Here is a 17,281-nt window from a genome sequence, read left to right as displayed (position 1 = left end):
GGCGGAATGCGCGGAATCTGTGGGATCTCGGAGGATGCCGTCGCTGGCGCCTCGGGCGGCATCGGCCCAGCCGTGACAGTGTGCTGAACATGAGGTCTCACTGCGCGCTCTATGTCGACGTCGGCTACCTGCTCGCCGCGTCGGCGACGCGCGTCACGGGCACGTCCCTGCGCAGCGGGGTCGTCGTGTCCTACCCCGACCTCGTGGCGCGGCTCGTCGCCGCCGCCGAGGAGGCCAGCGGTATGCCGCTCCTGCGGGTCCACTGGTACGACTCCGGCCGCCGCAGCGGGGGCGCGCCGGACGGCGCCCAGGAGGCCATCGGCATGCTGCCGCGGGTGAAGCTGCGGCTCGGGCGCATCTCGCCGCAGGGTGAGCAGAAGGGTGTCGACCTGCGGATCGGGCTCGACCTCGCCGCGCACGGCCGCAACCGCGTCGTCGACGTCATCTATCTCGTCTCCGGCGACGACGACCTGTGCGAGGCCGTGGAGGAGGCACAGAACCACGGCGTCCAGGTCGTGCTCATGGCCGTGCCGGACCGCGCGGGCAAGCCGCACGCTGTCTCGAAGCACCTCATCCGCGAGGCCGACGACCTCATCGTCCTCGACGGCTCGGTCGTCGACGACACGGTACACGTGCGCCAGCTCCAGCCGGAGGAGGCTCCGGTGGGGTCGGCTGCCGCGGCGGGGGCCGAGGGCGGCACGGTGGTTCCGCTGCCGGGTCCACGCTCCTCCGAGGCGGCGGCGACCGCGAGCGCTGGGTCGGAGCCCCGCCCGACTCCGGCGATGCTCGCCGGCCAGCGACCGGTCGCGCGTGCGGCTGATGCGACGGGCGGCAGCGCCCGACCGGGGTCAGCGGCGAGCAGGCCGATCTGGTCGAGCTCGAGCGACGGAGCGGGGTCGCGTCAGACCGCTTCCACGAGCGCGAGCGAGCTCGAGCTCATCGACGAGGTATGCCGTGGGGTGATCTCCGCGTGGTCCGTGACCGCGAGCGCCGACGACCGCCGCCGCATGCTCGCGGAGCGGCCCTACATCCCGAACGACCTCGACCGGGCACTGTTGCTCGACCTGTCGGCGCGGCTCGGCGTCTATGACGTGGACGAGCACCTGCGCTACCTCCTGCGGGACCATTTCTGGGAGGTGCTCGGGTCGCGGCCGTCGTGACGTCGGACCTGTGGGTGTCGGTGCTTGCCACCTCGGTCCGGGCGAGCGGTCGATAGGATCGGCGCGTGCCCAGACTCGTGCTCACCGTCATCGGCGACGACCGCTCCGGCCTCGTCCGCGCCCTCGCAGACGTCGTCACCGAGCACGGTGGCAACTGGGAGGAGAGTCAGCTCGCGGAGCTGGCGGGCAAGTTCGCCGGCATCGTCGTGGTGAGCGTGCCCGAGGACCGCGCCGAGGAGTTCGCGACGTCGCTCAGCACGCTCGATGGGCTGCTCGAGGTGTCGGCCCACCCCGGGGCCGAGCCCGCGGCGGAGGTCCAGGGCGCAGGTGCGGCCACCGACCAGCTGACGATCGACCTGCTCGGCAACGACCACCCCGGCATCGTCCGCGAGGTCTCCACGGTGCTCAGCCACCACGACCTCTCCATCGAGACGATGACGACCGGAACCCGCGAGGCGCCGATGGCCGGTGGCCTGCTCTTCGAGGCGCACGTCGTCGTCGACGTGCCCGCGGGGTCGGACACCAGCGCACTCCGCGCCGACCTCGAGCGGCTCGCCGCCGAGCTTCTCGTCGACATCGCCGTCGCGTAGCGCCTCTGCGTTGAGTCAACGCGTGACTCACTCCAGAGGCTCGCAGCACTGACCTCACGCGGTCATGGCACGCCGTCATGGCACGCCGTCGAGTGGCCACACCTCGCCGGTCGAGCTGTCGATCAGCGCTGCGCGGTCGCAGTGGAGGGTCAGGGGCAGCACGTCCGAGACCGCCGAGGTGATCACGGGCAGCTGGTCGGCACTAGCCCCCGTGGAGACGGACACGTGCGGGACCCACCGCCCCGTCGCGTAGTGCCAGTGCAGGTCGGCGCCCGTCGACGTGAGGGCCGCGACCGCCCGCTCCTGCCGTGCGGCGAGGTCTGAGCTGACGGAGCAGGCGAACGAGACCCGTCCGCGGGGGAAGACGAGCGAGCCCTGCACCGAGACCTCGACCGCCCCACCGTCCGGCAAGCCCGCCACGGCGGCACCCACGGCCTCGGCATCCCAGGCCCGCAGGACGGCATACGACAGGTGGGGATGGTGACGCCCGTGGGTGTGGGTGAGCAGCGTCCGTATGCCGTGTGCTTCGAGCCGCTCCCACAGCTCGCGCACGCGGCGGTCGGTCGGTGCGTCGAAGAGGAGGCAGAGCGCGAGGGCCATGGCTCATTGTGTCGGAGGGTGGCGGGCGGCGCCCCGGGTGGCTGGGACGGAGATGCCAGGACCATGTGAGTTCGCTGAATGCCGTGCGTAGCAGAGGAATTCGGCCGAAACTGACCCCCCGCCCAGCGTCCGAAGCGCGGATTCGCGAGGTTACATTCCGATCCATCGGGGGTCAGTTCCACAACCCATGGACGGAGCCACAATCACATGACGATTCGTTCGTTGACGACGGCGGTCATCGCCGCCGGCGCCTTGGTGCTGGCGGCGGGAACCACCGCGACAGCCAGCACGACGAGCAGCACGAGCCCCACCAGCGGCACCAGTGCGACGACGGCCACGGAGCCGCAGCTCATCCACGACGAGGACCTCAAGGCCCAGTCGATCACGATGGGCGGGGCGAAGGTCCTGCCCACGACGAAGACGATCCCGCACTGGTACGGCCAGACGAAGGATCCGTCGAACGGGGTGACGTACGGCTACAACATGGTCGGCGCGAACCCTCACACGTGCAGCGGCGTTGCGTGCGACGTCACCGTGGAGGTCGACATCACCCCGATCAAGGTCGTCATCGGCGGGGAGACCTTCGACGGCTCTGACGTCGTCGCGCCGACGCTCGCCTCGCCGCAGTTCGCGGACAACGACTACGGCACGACGCCGGCGGCGACGGACGCCGCGTTCAAGCGTGGACCGGGCGGCGCGCTGTCACAGGCGGACGCCGGGGTGCCCCTCCAGCTGCAGGACGCGACGATGCGTGCGCAGTTCGCCAAGACCGGTGGGAGCAGCTACCACCTGCGTCTGCACGCGAATGTCCTTGCGCCCGTGACGATCACGGTGCCGAGCAATCAGGGCGGCCTGATCCAGAGCGGTCGCGGAGTGCACGGCGCGAGCATCGACGTGGGCTGGTGGTCATCGCAGATCAACAATCTCGAGACGAGCGCCGACCCGACGCACCTGCCGCTCTACCTGACCGACAACATCTTCCTGCACACCGGCAAGTCGATCGCTGACTGCTGCATCATCGGCTACCACGGCACGAAGGCCGCCGGTGACCGGCTCGGCACGGGCAAGACACAGGGCGACGCCCCGGTGCAGACCTTCGCGTGGGCGTCCTACGTGCGCCCCGGCTTCTACTCGCGGCCCGACGGCGGCACCAACTGGGCGCTGCAGGACATCCACGCGATCAGCCACGAGATCGCCGAGTGGGCGGACGACCCGTTCGTCAACAACACGGTGAACCCGTGGGTCACGCCGACCGCCCCGCAGTACGGCTGCACCGGCGTGCTCGAGACCGGTGACCCCGTCGTCTCGATCGGCTTCGCGATGGGCGCGAACGCCTACCGCCAGGGCCCCAACCCCGACGGCACGCAGAGCGCCGACGGCTACTACCACCCGGAGGACGAGGCGCTCCTGCCGTGGTTCCTGCGGCTGCCGTCCAACGCGACAGGCTCCGAGGTGAACCAGTCGGGTGTCGGCGGTCGCTACACCCTCATGGGCGACCTCAACCCGTTCCCCGGCTTCCGGGCGCCTGCCACGGGCTGCTGAGAGACATACTGCGCGCGAAGGGGCTGGGTCGGTGTCACGCCGACCCCGCCCCTTCCGTATGCCGTCCGCATCCAGCCGTGCGACAGCGCCGTCCCGAGTAGCGTGGCCGCACGACCACTCTCTCGTGCTGCCCGCAACGGCGACGGACTCCCTCGGCGTGCGCCTCTCTCTCCGGCGCTCGGCTCGCACGGGCCGCTGAGGAGGCTTGCCCATGATGCAGTTCGAGGTCGCGCCGCATCGGATGGCTCTGATCAACGTCGACATCCAGAACGTCTTCGTCGAGATGGCGGCGAACTCGCTCGAGGTCGTGGGGCGAATCAACCGCCTTGCAGCTGCGTGCCGCTCGCTCGGCATGCCGGTGATCCACGTGCGACATGCCCACCCGGCGGGGGCGGACACCGGCCTGCTCGGCGAGCTCTTCCCGTCCGTGCGTGACGGGATGCTCGAACGCACCTCGCAGACGGCGGCCTTCCACGAGTCCCTCATCATCGAGCGCAAGGACCAGCGCCTCGAGAAGCCGCACTTCGGGGCTTTCCACGACACCGACCTGTTGGAGCGGCTCGAGCAGCTCGGGGCCGACACGATCATCATCACCGGCATCGAGACCAACGTCTGCTGCGAGACCACTGCTCGCGAGGCGATGGTCCGCGACGTCCGGGCCTTCTTCATCAGCGATGCGACGACCACCGGCGGAGTTCCGGGCCTCAGTGTCGAGGCGGTCCAGCGCGCATCGCTCGCCACGGTCGGAGCGCTCTTTGCACAGGTCACCACCACCGATCAGATGATCGAGTGGCTGCTCGAGGCCAACGCCGCCACCGCCTGAGGCCCAGCGGCAGCACCGGCCTGATACCGGTCGCGATGGGTGCCGTCCGGGCCGCGGTGTTGTCCCCGGCCCCGACGCGAGGAGGCGTTGCCCCACTGCCTGAGCCAGGCGGCATACCGGAGATCAGGGAACCGTTCGGGCACCACCGCGCGACAGTGGAGATATGGCACCGCTCGTCGTCCCCGACGACCAGGCCCTCCTCGAGGCTCTGGCCGATGGTGACCTGGGCGCCCTCCGGCAGCTCTACGACCGGCACGCGCCGTGGCTGTCGGTGCGACTCGCACGCCGGTGCAACGACCGTGAGGTCGTCGAGGACGTCCTCCAGGACACGTTCGTTGCGGCGTGGCAGGGCGCCCAGCGCTACCGGGGGCGGGGGGAGGTGGGCGCGTGGCTGTGGGGCATCGCGATCCGTCGTCTCGTGAGTCGCCTGCGCTCCCGTCGTGACGTCGTGCTGCTGCGCGACCCGGCGGTCTCGGGGGCCACCTCGCCGACCGTCGAGGACGAGCTGCTCCAGGGGGTGGAGTACGGCGACCTCGGCCGAGCGATGGCGAACCTCTCCCCGGAGATGCGAGCCGTCATCCAGGCCACGGTCCTCGACGGGCTCACGACCCGAGAGACCGCACGGCTGCTCGACATCCCGCAGGGCACGGTCAAGACGCGCGTGCACCGCGCCAAGGCGCATCTGCGCGCCAGTCTCATGGAAGGACACCGCTCATGAGCACGCACCACGTCCTCCCCCGCGACCTCCGCGCGTGGGTGCTCGGTGAGGCGGACGGTCTCGTGTCGCTCTCGGTCGAGCAGCACGTCGTCGCGTGCGCCGAATGCCAGGGCGCCGTTGCGAGCGTGCTCGACGCCGCTCCGCTGCCGTATGCCGCCGCGTCGAGCGAGCCTGATCCGCCGGCCTCCCACGTGGGCTCACTTCCTGACCTCGACGCCGTCTGGGCATCCGTGCGCGACGAGATCGAGCTGCCGCGGGTGTCGCGACTCGAGCGAATCCTGGGTCGTCTCGGCCTGCCTCAGGGCGACGCGATGCTCGTCGCCGTTGCTCCCGCGCTCCGTGGCTCATGGATCTGCGCAGTCTCGCTCGCGGTCGCCTTCGCGGTGGGGGGTGCGGTGGCGGCTCGGACCGGCACCGTCACGATGTTCCTCACCGTCGCGCCGCTCGTGCCGGTGCTCGCGGTCGCGACGGCCTTCGGGCCCGAGGCGGGGGCAGCGCTCGAGCAGGAGAGTGCGACGCCCTATCCCCTCGCACGGCTGGTCCTGCTCCGCACGGGGGCAGTGCTGCTCGCCGCGCTGCCGGTCGTGCTCGTCGGCCAGCTCTTCTTCCGCGAGGCGGCCGCCTGGGTCTGGCTGCTGCCGGCATTGGGTTTCACCGCCGCGGTGCTCGGGCTCTCGACGTGGTTCGGTCCGTGGCGTCCGGCGACGGCGATCACCCTCCTCTGGGTCATCAGCACCGCTGCGGCCAGCAGGCTCGACAGCATCTGGGCGGTTTTCGCACCGCGCTACGTCGTCCTCTATCTCCTCCTACTTCTCATCGGGCCTCCAGTGCTCGTCCTCCGGGCGCGACGTCTCGGCACCATCGGAAGGATCTCGTCATGACCTCGACCTCATCACCCGGCTCGAGCAGGTCAACCCCCTCGAGTCGTCCACACGGCCCGGGCAGCTCGACCACGGTCACGCTCCGTGGCGTCACGAAGCGCTATCGCTCCCTCGCCGCCCTCGACGGGGTCGACCTCGACCTCGGCCCGGGCATCACCGGGCTTCTCGGGCCGAACGGCGCCGGCAAGACGACGATGCTGCGTGTCATCGCCACCGTGCTACGTCCCGATGACGGCGAGGTGCGCCTGCTGGGACGCGACCCGGGCGACCCTGCCGCGCGCACCGAGGTGAGGCGGCGGCTCGGCTACCAACCGCAGGAGCTCGGCTTCCCCCGTGGCTTCTCCGCCATGGCGTTCGTCAACTACATGGCCGTCCTCAAGGAGTGGGCAGATCGGAGTGCTCGCACGAATGAGGTGCGCCGCGTGCTCGATCTTGTCGGCCTCGGTGACGTCTCGACGAAGCGGATCAGCCGGCTTTCCGGGGGCCAGCGCCGTCGGGTCGCTCTCGCGCAGTCGCTCCTCGGCACGCCGGAGCTGCTCGTCCTCGACGAGCCCACGACCGGTCTCGACCCGGAGCAGCGGGCCTCGCTGCGCGGGGTGCTCGCCGACATCGCCGCGACCTCGACGATGGTCATCTCCACCCACCAGACCGAGGACGTCGCAGCGCTCTGCAGTCGCGTCATCGTGCTCGACGCCGGGCGCGTCCACTTCGACGGCACCGTGCCCGAGCTCGTGTCGCTGGCGGCCGGCCGCGTGTGGATGGCCGCCGAGCCCGATGCGGCGGCGCAGGCCTCCTGGCGCACGGCGTCGGGTCGCTATCGCAACGTCGGCGAGCAGGTGCCGCGTGGCGCGGAGCTCGTGGAGCCCAGCCTTGAGGACGCCTACCTGCTGCTCCGTGGCGCGACCGGTCGCTCCTCCGACGACCCCACGATCTCGACGGAGGTGTCGTCATGACGAGCACACCGCACGACGCCCTGACCGCGCCGACCGTGGCCACGTCGACTGTCCCACGCGGCGCCTTGCCTGCTCTCGCCCGCCTCGAGGCTGGGCGCCTCGCACGCCACCCCGCCTTCGTCGGGGGCACTGCCTTCGGCATCGTGTCGACGGCCATGGCTCTCAGCGAGGAGCCCGACCAGGTCACGGGCAACGCCTTGGGGCTTCCCGTCGTCGCCCTGACCGTGGGACTCGGCGCGATGCTGGCCGCCTACCGGATCACCCGCTCGTTCGACCGCGCCGACGAGCTCGTCGAGGCAGCGCCCACCTCGACAACCGCCCGGACCGCGGCGCTATGCGTCATCACGCTGATCCCCTGCCTCGTGGCGTCGTGGTGGCTCGTCTTCTACTACGGCTTCACCCCGGCGGCACTGGACGCACCCGACTGGATGTATGGCGTGTTCTCCCACAGCGAGATCGCCACGGTCATCGTCGGCAACTCGGTCGTCGCGGCCGCCGGTGCAACGTTGCTCGGGATCGCCGCGGGGCGGTGGTGGCGCTTCCGCGGTGCGTCAGCTGTGCTCGTCATCCTCGTCGCGGTCTGGACCCTGACGGTGATGAGTGCGTTCAGCGGCGACGAGGCTTCGCCACCCGCCTGGCACCGCTGGGTGCGGCTCTTCGCCCCGCTGAGCGGCTTCACCACAGTGTCGGAGAACACCGACAGCGTGCTCAGCCTCACGGGATCGCCGTGGTGGTATTTCGTCTGGCTGTTGACCCTGTGCGCCCTTGCCGGGCTTGCCGCCTTGCTGTGGCGGTCCGAAGGCCAGACCCGGCGCCGTCTCGTCAGGGCTGGTGGCGTGCTCGTCGCCGTGTCGCTGGTGACCTACGTCCTCGCGGCGAGTGGTGGCCTCAGCGAACCCGTCCGCTCCTACCCGGACGGCCCTGCCGTCGTCACGACGAAGTGATTCTTCCCCCCGCGCTCGGGCCCGTCACGGGAGTGCCGTGGCGGCCCGTCGCGCTGCTCACCACGAGCGGGCTCGCGCTCCTGCTGGTGGTCTCGGCCTGGCCGACCGCGTCCGTCGCGGGCACCATTGCGGCAGTGGGCGTTCCGCTGCTGGCGGCGGGGACGGCATACGTGCTGGACGAGGCAGCGAGCGAGGCCGTGGCGGCGACGCCGACCACGCTGCGCGCCCGGAGCCTGGCTCGGCTCCTCGTCGCTGCTGCGATCGTCGGGCTGGGCGCCCTCGCAATGGTCCTGGCGGCGGGGCGCACCGGCGACAGTGCTCGGTTCGGCGTCGTCACACAGCTGGCCGGGCTCGTACTCGGGGCTCTCGCCGTCTCGGCGGCGGCGCGGCGGCGGGCGGCCGAGCCAGGTGATGCTGTGGCAGGGGGGCTCCTTGCGATCGTGCTGGTGCTGGCCGTCGCCCGCCCGCTCGAGCGGTGGGTGGAGCTCTTCCCGTCTGCGACCGGTCAGCGCTGGGCTGGTTCGCTGACGCTGTGGGGAACCGTTGCCCTGGTCAGTCTTGCGGTGCTGTGGGTGGCGACCCGCGACCCACTCGACTGACGAAGGTCCCTGGCGACGAGACGTCTCGGGCGGTTCCTCGCACCCTGCTCCGTCAGTTGGAGCAGGGTGCGAGGAACGTCCCCGGCATGTCCAACACCACCAGCGAGCCGCGGTCGATCAGTCATTGGCGAGACCGCCCGCCCCGTGCGTCGCGACACCGTCCGCGCTCGCGGCGCGAACGCTCGGCTCACCGCGCGGGTTCTGCCGAGCCGCAGGGCACCGCCTCGGTGGCAAGTTCGCCGCCGGTGGAGACTGTCCACTGTCGATGACGCGTGGAAGGGAATGACTGACTGTGTCGGACAGCGAGAGGTATGTGACGCCCAAGGTGGCTCAGCCCTACTGGGCGAAGCACGCGTACGAGGTGCTGGTGGAGACTGCGGGGCGCTACAACGCGGTGATCACCTACTCCGAGCTGGCCGAGGAGGTGCAGCGGCGCTCGAAGCTCTACACGCGGTCCGCAATGCGCAACTGGATCGGTGGCCTGCTGGCCGACATCGTCAAGGTCAACCACGTACGCAGCGAGCCGCCGCTCACGTCACTCGTCGTGCACAAGGACGACGGACAGGTCGGTGCCGGCTACGACGAAGTGCTGCGCGTCTCCGGCCAGCCGCCGATCCACGACCAGCTCGAGCGGGAAACCCACGCAGCCGCCTCGCGCCTCGAGTGCTACCGACACTGGGGAGCGGACGTCCCGGGCGATGCGCGGCCGACCCTGACTCCCCGCATGCGCGAGTCTCGGGAGCGCAGTCCCAGGGCGGCGACGCCGGAGGTACGCCGCGGGTCGATCTGCCCGACCTGCTTCATGGAGATGCCGCTCTCCGGAGTGTGCATCAACTGCGAGTGACCCGCAGGGGGCGGCGCCGTGTCCACCGAGCGACCCGTCGGGACACGACCTGGTTCAGGCAGTGGCCTCGACACGATCGGGCATGATCACGCTGCACCACAGGGCTGCGTCGAGGATCCGGAGCGGCTCCCTGTCGATCACCACGAGCGTGCCGTCCGCGTCCTGCATGGCCGTTTCAGCGGCGGCTTCGATGGCATCGAGCACCTCCTGATCCCGCATGAGATGGCGGAAGACCTGCCAGTCCACCTGGTAGTTGCCCTTGGGCAGCAGGCCCAGCAGCGCGCATACGACGTTGTCACGCACCGGAAGGAGATCTGGGCGCTTGCGCGCACAGAGCTTGCTGGCCGTGACCCACGGGTTGGAGTTCTCGACGCCGGCCTTCGCCAGGGCGGCCTTGACGCGTCGATAGAACGTCTCCATGTCACGCAGCCCGCCATCCTCGACGTCTCGAAGCGACTCGGTCGGTAGCGCTCGCAGCGCCTCGTTCACCGTGTCGCTCGACCCTCCCGGCTCCGTGAGGAGGCGGGCTGCACCTGCCGGGATGCTGACGCTGAGCAGGGTCACCGCGAAGAGGTCGTCGGCCGCGATCACGCTGGCGTCGTTCGTGCCGATCGTGGCGAAGCTGGCACCGGCGTAGTCACCCGCCGTGTCGTAGTAGCGGCGAAGGCGCCACCCGGAGCGCTCCGTTTGCAGAGCCAGGAGCGCCTGGCTCTTCGCATGGGTCAACTGCTCCGTCGTCGGTCGCGACCACTCGTCGTTCGCCATCGTGCATCTCCCCTGTCTCGGTGCCCGCACCGTAACAACGACGGGCGACAGGATGGTGGACGCCGCGCCCCCCTCCACCGCCGTTGAGAGCCGCGGCGACGATCGCGAGGACGACCCAGTCCGACCAGCCCCGTGAGGGTCTTGCGGCCGGCGAACCAGTTCTTGCGCGGCGGCTCGGGGGCCGGCGGCGGGGACGATCGGCGGCAAGAGCGCCCGCCATGGGTGCCCCACTTCGCCGCGAAGGACCCGTGCCCTTCCACCTCTGTGTGAGGCTCCACTAGGGCCTACGAATCATCGAAGGGAAGGTGTGACTGCTCAGGCGACTTGAGATGCTCGATCACGTGAACGATCGAATGCTCAGCTCGGATGCCGCCACTGTCCGTAGTGAACTGCCTCTCGCGCAGGCTGACCCGAAGCTGATCATTCGCGGAGAAGGACTCCTGTGAATCTGCGACCTTGAGGGCGAAGTTGAGGTCCATCATCGCCGCCCAGAAGGTTGAACTGCCGTCGGTGACCTGCCACTTGCGCTCGTGATCGAAGGCGACCTTCTTGAGCCGAAGGACAACCTCTCGCTCGGTGTCGGTGAGAAGCGTGTCATCGGTAGGAAGGGCATCGAGCGCACGAAGATCGGCGGACTCCATCGCGACTTCGGGCTGGTTCTCGTCCGTGGTCCGGATAGTCATTCGGTCGATCTCGCCCCTGCGGCGGAGTGGCGCGCCAACCTTCTTGATGGCACGTCTCATGTCCATGCTCTCGACGATCTGGGCGGCCTCTCCCAACACGCGCAGCTTGGTGCCATCAGGCCACTCGATTTCGATTTCCCCGGGTGCCACCGGAGTAACGCGCTTCTCTATGCCCTTTCGAACCCGCGCGACCATCCACGCTAGACCCCCGATGACGGGTGTAACGATGCCCAGCCCAGTGACTGTGGCCATCGGTCCCGACGTATTTAGCCAGTCCGCGACTGGTTCTAGGTACGCGCCAAGGACGTTGGAAGGCGTACTGACGAGTAGGTGAACAATGAAGGATCCCTCGGAGGTGGCTACAACGCGCACAGCCGGGAGCGGACCCTCGCGACCCAGCTCAATGTGTGCGGTGACAAAGAGGTCAGAAATGGCGATGAGCGCCGGCCCGAGTTCTCTGGCGTCGATGCTGTGCGATTCGAGGGCCGGGCCAGCATAGGACAGTTCCAGAGTCTCGTCCGCCACCCATGACTCCTTGTCCTCGAAACGAATTTCTCAGAGCATGCCACTTGATTCGGGACCACGCACGGTGAAAAGCGACTCGCCGTGATCGCATGGCCATGCCCAACCCGGGCCCTGCCGACCCGTCACGAGTGCGACATGCTGATAGATCCCTCGAGCCACAGACGTAAGGTGGGTCACTCCGCCGCGTGCCGACCGCCGACCTTGGCCCACCTCAGCGCGGCCTATCGCTGGAGTCTCAACGTGAGGGAAGCAAATGGTCGGGTCCGCCGGGTCCGGCTGCTCTGGCTGCCGTGTCGTCGGGTTCTGATGAGTATCCGCTTGGCCAGCTCATTCTGAAGTCATCTGCCGCGGCGTGCGTGGTGAATTCGAGCACGGAGACCTTGTGCTCGGTCAAGGCCTCGAGGACCTGCTGGGGTCGCACTCTGAAGAACTCGCGGCGCGGGTTGACCTTGTTGAGCCTTTGCTGGGCGAACTCTCTGTGGAGCATGGCCTCGATGGTGACAGCGTCGTCGCTGAAGAAGAGGGCGTGCACGTCGAATGTGAACGGGACGGATGCGTCTCCGAGTTCGCGGATGCGGTCCATCGGTTCCAGTCGTCGTGTCATGCCGATCTTGACGACGCCCTCGCCGAAGGCGCCGATGTTGGAGATGACGTAGACGTACCCGGCGCGGATGTTCGCTGCGCGGTAGTCGGCCTCAGCGATTTCGGCGTCGATGCGGTCGAGTTCGGCTTGGAGCGCGTCGGCCGCTTGGGCGTCACCGGAGTCTCGTAGCCGTTGGATCGAGTTGAGGTAGTGCGCGCGTTCCTTCTCCAGGCGTTCCTTCTCGCGTTTGATCTCGGCTTCCAGCGCGCGTTGCTCTCTCAGTTCGGCCCGCCGTTCGCGGTCGAGTTCCTTCTCGGCGGCAACGGCCTGCAGGTGTCGTGACGCCAGTTCCAGCTCGCGAAGCCGCAGCCAGTGGTAGTGATCGGTCACGGTGAGATCGATCATCTGGCCTTGCTTGGCGATTTGGTCGCGGGCGGTTGACAGTCGCTTCTGCGCTGAAGCCAGGTTGCCGGCCTTGACGGTTTTGACGGCGTTTTCGGCCTCGGCGTTGTAGGCCCTGAGCATGATCCTGCTCATCTGGTTGACGAAGGTGCGACCCTTCGCGGCGGAGTTGTTGAACGTGAAGTTCGATGTTGCGGTGATGGCGGTTCCCAGCTTGTTTGCCTGGCGAATCTGTGACCTGAGGGACTCCAGTTCCGTCGCCAGCGAGGCAGACGCTTCAGCAGGATGTTCGAAGTCGAAGAGGCCAACCTCCTCGAGGACAAGTCGGTCGCGGTTGACGATCACCTGTTGGTCCAGTTCGCTGAGCTGGCGCCGCAGTTCGGCGACCTGATGGCGCAGCGCCTCTTCCGTCTGTCGCTGCTCGTCGATGCGGCGCTGCCGGGCGGCCATATCCAAGGCACCCAGATCGGCCAGGATCCCCCGGAGGCGTGCCACTTCACGGGTCAGGACGCCGTACTCGCTCTGGAGCTCAGTGGCGACGCGCTTCGCATTGAAGGTGTTGACCTTCATGGTCGCTGCGTGGGCGGCAGCCTCAGACAGCGGAGTCGACGCTCCTGCCAGGACGCCTGCCGACCCGGAGTTGGTCCCTCCTGCGTCGGTCAAGGTCCCCGGCTCGGCCGCACCCCCGGATGGGGCAATGGCGGTTGCACCCTCATATGCGGTCGCTTCCACCGGATCTATGGCCTGCGTGCCAGCGCTGCTTACATGCTCGGTCCATCCGTTGCCATCCCAGTAACGGTGATCGAACCTCCCCATCGGATCCGGGTACCAACCAGACGCCGTATTTCCCGCCATCCAACTCCCTTTCGACTGGGTCACGCTATTCGACGCGGCTAGAGGCCGCATCTCGATGAAGGGGCTTCGGCGCCCAGCGGAGGCTCCCGACGAGGTCTGCACGCGGCCGACGCATGGTGCGTCTTCACGCCGCGAGTCGCCCTCAGCCTCGTCCTCGGCCTCAAACACTGAGACCGCCAGTTGATGGCTACGAAACGGAGCTGATCACTCGGCGGTCTGGGTGCTTTCACTGGAAGTGAGATCGTCCAAGTCATGCCACCTCTCCCAAGCTGCCTGACGAGTAATCGCCAGAGGTGCTGCGATCTCGGACCAGGCGACTCCACCTTGACGAGCGGTTCGGACCAGTCGGGTCTCGAGTTCATCGAGCAGTTGGCGCACGAAAGTGATGTCGCTTAGAGCGGCAACTGCTCCCCGGCCGACCAATGCTCGATCCGGATACTCGTCCGGGAAGCGATCGACGACGCCACGATGCCAGTGGTTCAGTCGCTCCCATGCACGTCGACCGTCCTGCCACTTGCTGCGTCCTCGTCCCACGCCTGTCAGGCTAGCCTGACGCGTTGCCGTTCGATGGTCAACCACGAAAGTCCACCGCCGCGTTGGCACCGGGCATTTCCGCGGGTCATCTGGCGACGCCGCCGTTCGGACGCGATGTCCCGCCGGGACGACCCGCTACTAATCGTTGGACCCGGGGCTTCGCCGCGCTGCGTCAGGTCGCGGGATTCGACCTCGCTCTGCGCCTCTCAATTTCCCGAATCTGAGGACACCGACCGCTTAGGCGGGCATTCTCTACGCGTGTTGTCGGCAGAGATCTCATGGCGCCAGGAACCAGGAATCAACCACGCTTATGTCTGGTTCAGCGATGGCACGATTGCAGGCTATCGGGACCTCGACACCGGAAACGACTACCCGACTTCTCCGGACTACGCCCAACTGATGGAGCACGTGCTGGCCGACTGGCTACGCACGCACGGCATCCGCTGCGGCCCAGAGTCGAGCGAACCGTCCCCGCCCGAACCGCCGTCCGGTCGTGGGCTGACTGCCTGGCTGGCCCGACGCCGTTCACAACGGGAGCACGCGCGCGCCGTCGCGGCCCACCGAGAGTGGCAGCTGGACCACCCCAGCTGGAGAGTGCCGGTGGACCCTCCCCATGCAGGCTGGCGCGACCTGGTCAGGAATGATCCCGGCCACGCACTCTGGCACCGCGCCGCCCAGCTGCCCGAGCCACGGTGGTTCGATTTCTCCGCCAGACGGGAAACCCGCGCGTGGACCCAAGGCGCCCGGGGTGAGGAGACCGTGGCAGCGGAACTCTGGCGCATCGCCCGCCCCGGGGCCTGGCGCTACGTCCATTCAGTTCCGGTGGGGACCAGAGGCTCCGACATCGATCACGTACTCGTAGGCCCAGGAGGCGTCTTCACCCTCAATACCAAGGCGCATCCGGGCGCATCCATCTGGGTCGGTGAGCACACATTCATGGTGAACGGACGCAAGCAGCCGTACCTGCGTAACTCGCGGCATGAAGCTGCTCGCGCCAGCCGCCTGCTGACCGCCGCCACCGGAAGCCCCATCGAGGCGCACAGCGTGATCGTTCTCGTGGACCCCGGCAAGCTCACGATTCGCACGTCGCCGCGAGACGTCACCATCACCACACGGCGCGGGCTGAAACGGTGGGCATCAGCACTGCCGTCCGTCCTGCCCGATCAAGAGGTCGAAACGATCTTCAATCAGATCCGCCGGTCCAGCACCTGGATCTAGTGGGTGGCCGGCGACAGCCGTCACACCGCCGCGATTGCCCAAGGTCAGCGCACTTGCCGGACAGGTTGGTCTTCCCGGGCCGTCAGTGGCCGATGAGGCTCCGTAGGTACTCGCGCGTCTGTGGATCGGTCGAATAGATGGTCACGCTTTGCATCCCGCGGGTGAGGAGCACCTTGTACACATTGCGGACGAGGCGGTCGAACTCCTGGTCGGTGACCTTGATCCGGTTCCGGAAGTCCGGGTCGCGGTTCGCCTCTCGAACGGCCCTCCACCGTCCGTCGCGCCAGACTAAGTCCGGCCCGATGATGACGCCCGCATGGTCGTACTCAAAGCCCTGCGCGGTGTAAACGCAGCCGACCTGTCCGAAGCCTGCGGGATCGCTCGCCCACAGGGCGGCAGGGGGAGCACCACCGACAGAGCGGTCGCCGCGAAGGTTCCAAGGACGTGACCACCCGTCGATCTGGACGTCGTTGACCAACGACCCGTCAGGGCGAGGATCGCTCCATGGCCAGCAGTAGCCAGCCGCCATCCGAGCTGAGTAGCCATCGCCCTGCCACGTCGCGAGAACGTGCTCCAGCTCCTCCGGCGTGTCAGCCACCGACACGTGGAAACCGTCGTCGCCCTTCCACTCGATCGGCCCGCCGGGCTTGAGGCCGAGCAGGCGCAGCACCCAGTCCACGAAGACCTCCGAGCCGCCGCAACGGAACTGGTCGTTGAGGTTGATGTGCTCGACCTTGAGCCCCAGCGCCTTGGCGTGCGCCTCAATGTCATCGACCGTGCCCATCTCGCCGGGCCGGACCACCTGATGCTCGTCCAGAAGGAAGACCGGCACCTTTGCAGCGGAGAGAAGCTCGTGGATCTGCGGACGTCCGACGCTTCGGAGCTCCTTCCGGGTGTACCGGCTGACGGAGGTCTCGCGGATGCGGTGTGCCTCGTCGAGGATGAGGCAGTCGAGGTCGTTGGGCTCCGCCGTCATGAACGAGTTGAAGTACGTGAAGAGCTTCTGCACCCTCGGGCCCGCCTGCCTGCCACCTTACGCAGCGTCATCGTGAAGGACCGCGAACCCGTCGCATGCATGACTGACCGGCCCTGTCGGGACAGCTCACCCACGAGGGAGAGAGCAATCACCGACTTGCCGCTGCCCGGCCCGCCGCTGACCACGACTGCGGTTTTGGTGTTCGATCGTCGAGCCCGCTCGACGGCATGCAGGACGTGCTCGTAAGCGTCGCGCTGCTCGTCGAGGAGCACGAACTGCTCCCTACTCTGGACTTCTTCGGCGGCGACGGCCAACAGCTGCTTGCTCGGCTGGATCTTGCTTCGCAGGAGGGCGTCGGCAGCGTCGGCTCCGCTCTGACCCGGCGCCAAAAGCGAGCGCAGGTAGTCGATGAACGCTCCGCGACGCTGCCCAGGAAGATGGCGCCCTCCTTCGTCCGCTTCAAAGCGAGAAGGTCCGAAACGCCAAGGTCCGTCGCGTTGTGCAGGTAGGCGACGCCGGCGAGAGAGTGCGGGTGGTCGGCCAAGACGACAGTGAAAGACGCCAGGTAGTCGCAGTAGTCGGCTACCTGCAGCGCTGGGTGCGTGACCGCACGGCGCCCGTACTGCTCCACCGACACGAGCGTCTCGCTGCCCTCGAAGCTCTCGGCTGAGCTCCACTGCTTGAGCTCGACAATCACGTACGAAGGCAGTCCGGTCTTGGGGTGCTTGCCTGCGAGCACCACGTCGGCGCGCTTGCTGGTCAGCGGCAGCTGGTACTCGATGAGCATCTCGACGTCGTCCAGCCCGGCCGACACGAGGTCGGCCCGGAGCGCTGGCAAACTCCGTTCCCAGGATCGCGACTCGCTAGCCGCCGGGCGACGACCAGTCTGGATACTCATCTGCTCAGTGAGGCGGTCGGCAAGATGGGCCTCCAGCGCGGAGAACCCGCGAACGGAGGTGCGGAGAAGGTGCACGAACAGGTCCCCTGGCAGCACGAAGTGACTCGTGCGGTGTGGGGGCATGTCCGCAGGGAAGCCCGTCGGTCCGCAATGATCCGACCACTCTATCCATGAGGTGACGGGTCGAA

16 protein-coding genes and 2 pseudogenes are annotated in these 17,281 nt (G+C 68.2%); 11 read left to right on the top strand and 7 right to left on the bottom strand.

Going from position 1 to position 17,281, the window contains the following annotated elements; all coding sequences use genetic code 11:
- Positions 1 to 89: 89 nt before the first annotated feature.
- Together FBY41_RS22995 and FBY41_RS22990 are read left to right on the top strand one after the other, a co-directional pair.
- Positions 90 to 1,160 carry an NYN domain-containing protein gene (locus tag FBY41_RS22995; RefSeq protein ID WP_141847627.1) on the top strand — a complete coding sequence of 357 codons (1,071 nt, stop codon included), beginning with the start codon at positions 90 to 92 and terminating at the stop codon, positions 1,158 to 1,160.
- Positions 1,161 to 1,225: 65 nt separating this feature from the next.
- Positions 1,226 to 1,750 carry a glycine cleavage system protein R gene (locus tag FBY41_RS22990; protein WP_141847625.1) on the top strand — a complete coding sequence of 175 codons (525 nt, stop codon included), beginning with the start codon at positions 1,226 to 1,228 and terminating at the stop codon, positions 1,748 to 1,750.
- A gap of 75 nt (positions 1,751 to 1,825) precedes the next feature.
- Here the strand turns inward: FBY41_RS22990 and FBY41_RS22985 are convergent, their stop codons facing one another.
- Positions 1,826 to 2,350 (bottom strand): 2'-5' RNA ligase family protein, encoded by a 525-nt coding sequence (locus tag FBY41_RS22985; protein ID WP_141847624.1) that lies wholly within the window; start codon positions 2,348 to 2,350, stop codon positions 1,826 to 1,828.
- Positions 2,351 to 2,557: 207 nt separating this feature from the next.
- Here FBY41_RS22985 and FBY41_RS22980 point away from each other — a divergent pair, with 207 nt between their 5' ends.
- From FBY41_RS22980 to FBY41_RS22945, 8 genes are all read left to right on the top strand, one after another.
- A complete protein-coding gene (locus FBY41_RS22980) occupies positions 2,558 to 3,892 on the top strand; it encodes a hypothetical protein (protein ID WP_141847622.1) in 1,335 nt (444 codons plus the stop codon).
- A 211-nt stretch (positions 3,893 to 4,103) separates the two neighbouring features.
- Entirely contained in the window at positions 4,104 to 4,715 is a 612-nt protein-coding gene (locus tag FBY41_RS22975) for an isochorismatase family cysteine hydrolase (RefSeq protein WP_141847619.1), read from the top strand.
- Positions 4,716 to 4,878: 163 nt separating this feature from the next.
- The gene (locus FBY41_RS22970) at positions 4,879 to 5,433 is read left to right on the top strand and encodes an RNA polymerase sigma factor (protein ID WP_141847617.1); all 555 of its coding nucleotides are present in this window, start codon (positions 4,879 to 4,881) and stop codon (positions 5,431 to 5,433) included.
- A complete protein-coding gene (locus FBY41_RS22965; RefSeq protein ID WP_141847616.1) occupies positions 5,430 to 6,314 on the top strand; it encodes a hypothetical protein in 885 nt (294 codons plus the stop codon). Before FBY41_RS22970 ends, FBY41_RS22965 begins: the two co-directional genes overlap by 4 nt.
- The gene (locus FBY41_RS22960) at positions 6,311 to 7,267 is read left to right on the top strand and encodes an ATP-binding cassette domain-containing protein (RefSeq protein ID WP_141847614.1); all 957 of its coding nucleotides are present in this window, start codon (positions 6,311 to 6,313) and stop codon (positions 7,265 to 7,267) included. The genes FBY41_RS22965 and FBY41_RS22960 overlap by 4 nt, the downstream gene beginning before the upstream one ends.
- A complete protein-coding gene (locus FBY41_RS22955) occupies positions 7,264 to 8,211 on the top strand; it encodes a hypothetical protein (protein ID WP_141847611.1) in 948 nt (315 codons plus the stop codon). The genes FBY41_RS22960 and FBY41_RS22955 overlap by 4 nt, the downstream gene beginning before the upstream one ends.
- Entirely contained in the window at positions 8,208 to 8,810 is a 603-nt protein-coding gene (locus tag FBY41_RS22950) for a hypothetical protein (RefSeq protein ID WP_141847610.1), read from the top strand. The genes FBY41_RS22955 and FBY41_RS22950 overlap by 4 nt, the downstream gene beginning before the upstream one ends.
- A 313-nt stretch (positions 8,811 to 9,123) precedes the next feature.
- On the top strand, positions 9,124 to 9,654 hold the full coding sequence (locus tag FBY41_RS22945; RefSeq protein WP_260439987.1) for a hypothetical protein: 531 nt from the start codon (positions 9,124 to 9,126) through the stop codon (positions 9,652 to 9,654).
- Between the two features lie 54 nt (positions 9,655 to 9,708).
- Here FBY41_RS22945 and FBY41_RS22940 read toward each other — a convergent pair whose 3' ends face one another.
- The 4 genes and pseudogenes from FBY41_RS22940 to FBY41_RS24315 form a co-directional block, all read right to left on the bottom strand.
- Positions 9,709 to 10,497, bottom strand: coding sequence for a DUF6308 family protein (locus FBY41_RS22940; RefSeq protein ID WP_185749229.1), 789 nt, complete (start codon positions 10,495 to 10,497; stop codon positions 9,709 to 9,711).
- 206 nt (positions 10,498 to 10,703) lie between these two features.
- Positions 10,704 to 11,627, bottom strand: coding sequence for a hypothetical protein (locus FBY41_RS22935; RefSeq protein WP_141847604.1), 924 nt, complete (start codon positions 11,625 to 11,627; stop codon positions 10,704 to 10,706).
- Positions 11,628 to 11,862: 235 nt separating this feature from the next.
- Entirely contained in the window at positions 11,863 to 13,182 is a 1,320-nt protein-coding gene (locus FBY41_RS22930) for a DUF4041 domain-containing protein (protein WP_446496955.1), read from the bottom strand.
- Positions 13,183 to 13,368: 186 nt separating this feature from the next.
- Positions 13,369 to 13,467: pseudogene (locus FBY41_RS24315) on the bottom strand (DUF2510 domain-containing protein); the annotation flags it as partial.
- A 792-nt stretch (positions 13,468 to 14,259) separates the two neighbouring features.
- Between FBY41_RS24315 and FBY41_RS22925 the strand changes: the two are divergent.
- Positions 14,260 to 15,219 (top strand): nuclease-related domain-containing protein, encoded by a 960-nt coding sequence (locus FBY41_RS22925; protein ID WP_221629414.1) that lies wholly within the window; start codon positions 14,260 to 14,262, stop codon positions 15,217 to 15,219.
- 82 nt (positions 15,220 to 15,301) lie between these two features.
- On the opposite strand, the pseudogene FBY41_RS23705 reads toward FBY41_RS22925, so the two are convergent.
- A pseudogene (locus FBY41_RS23705) lies at positions 15,302 to 16,329 on the bottom strand (DNA/RNA helicase domain-containing protein).
- Positions 16,330 to 16,343: 14 nt separating this feature from the next.
- A complete protein-coding gene (locus FBY41_RS24110; protein ID WP_260439991.1) occupies positions 16,344 to 17,189 on the bottom strand; it encodes a hypothetical protein in 846 nt (281 codons plus the stop codon).
- Between the last annotated feature and the right edge of the window lie 92 nt (positions 17,190 to 17,281).

It is taken from the genome of Humibacillus xanthopallidus (assembly GCF_006716675.1).
Taxonomy (GTDB): Bacteria; Actinomycetota; Actinomycetes; order Actinomycetales; family Dermatophilaceae; genus Humibacillus; species Humibacillus xanthopallidus_B.
The sequence above is the reverse complement of the archived record's forward strand: the minus strand, read 5'-3'. Positions and strand labels throughout refer to the sequence as shown.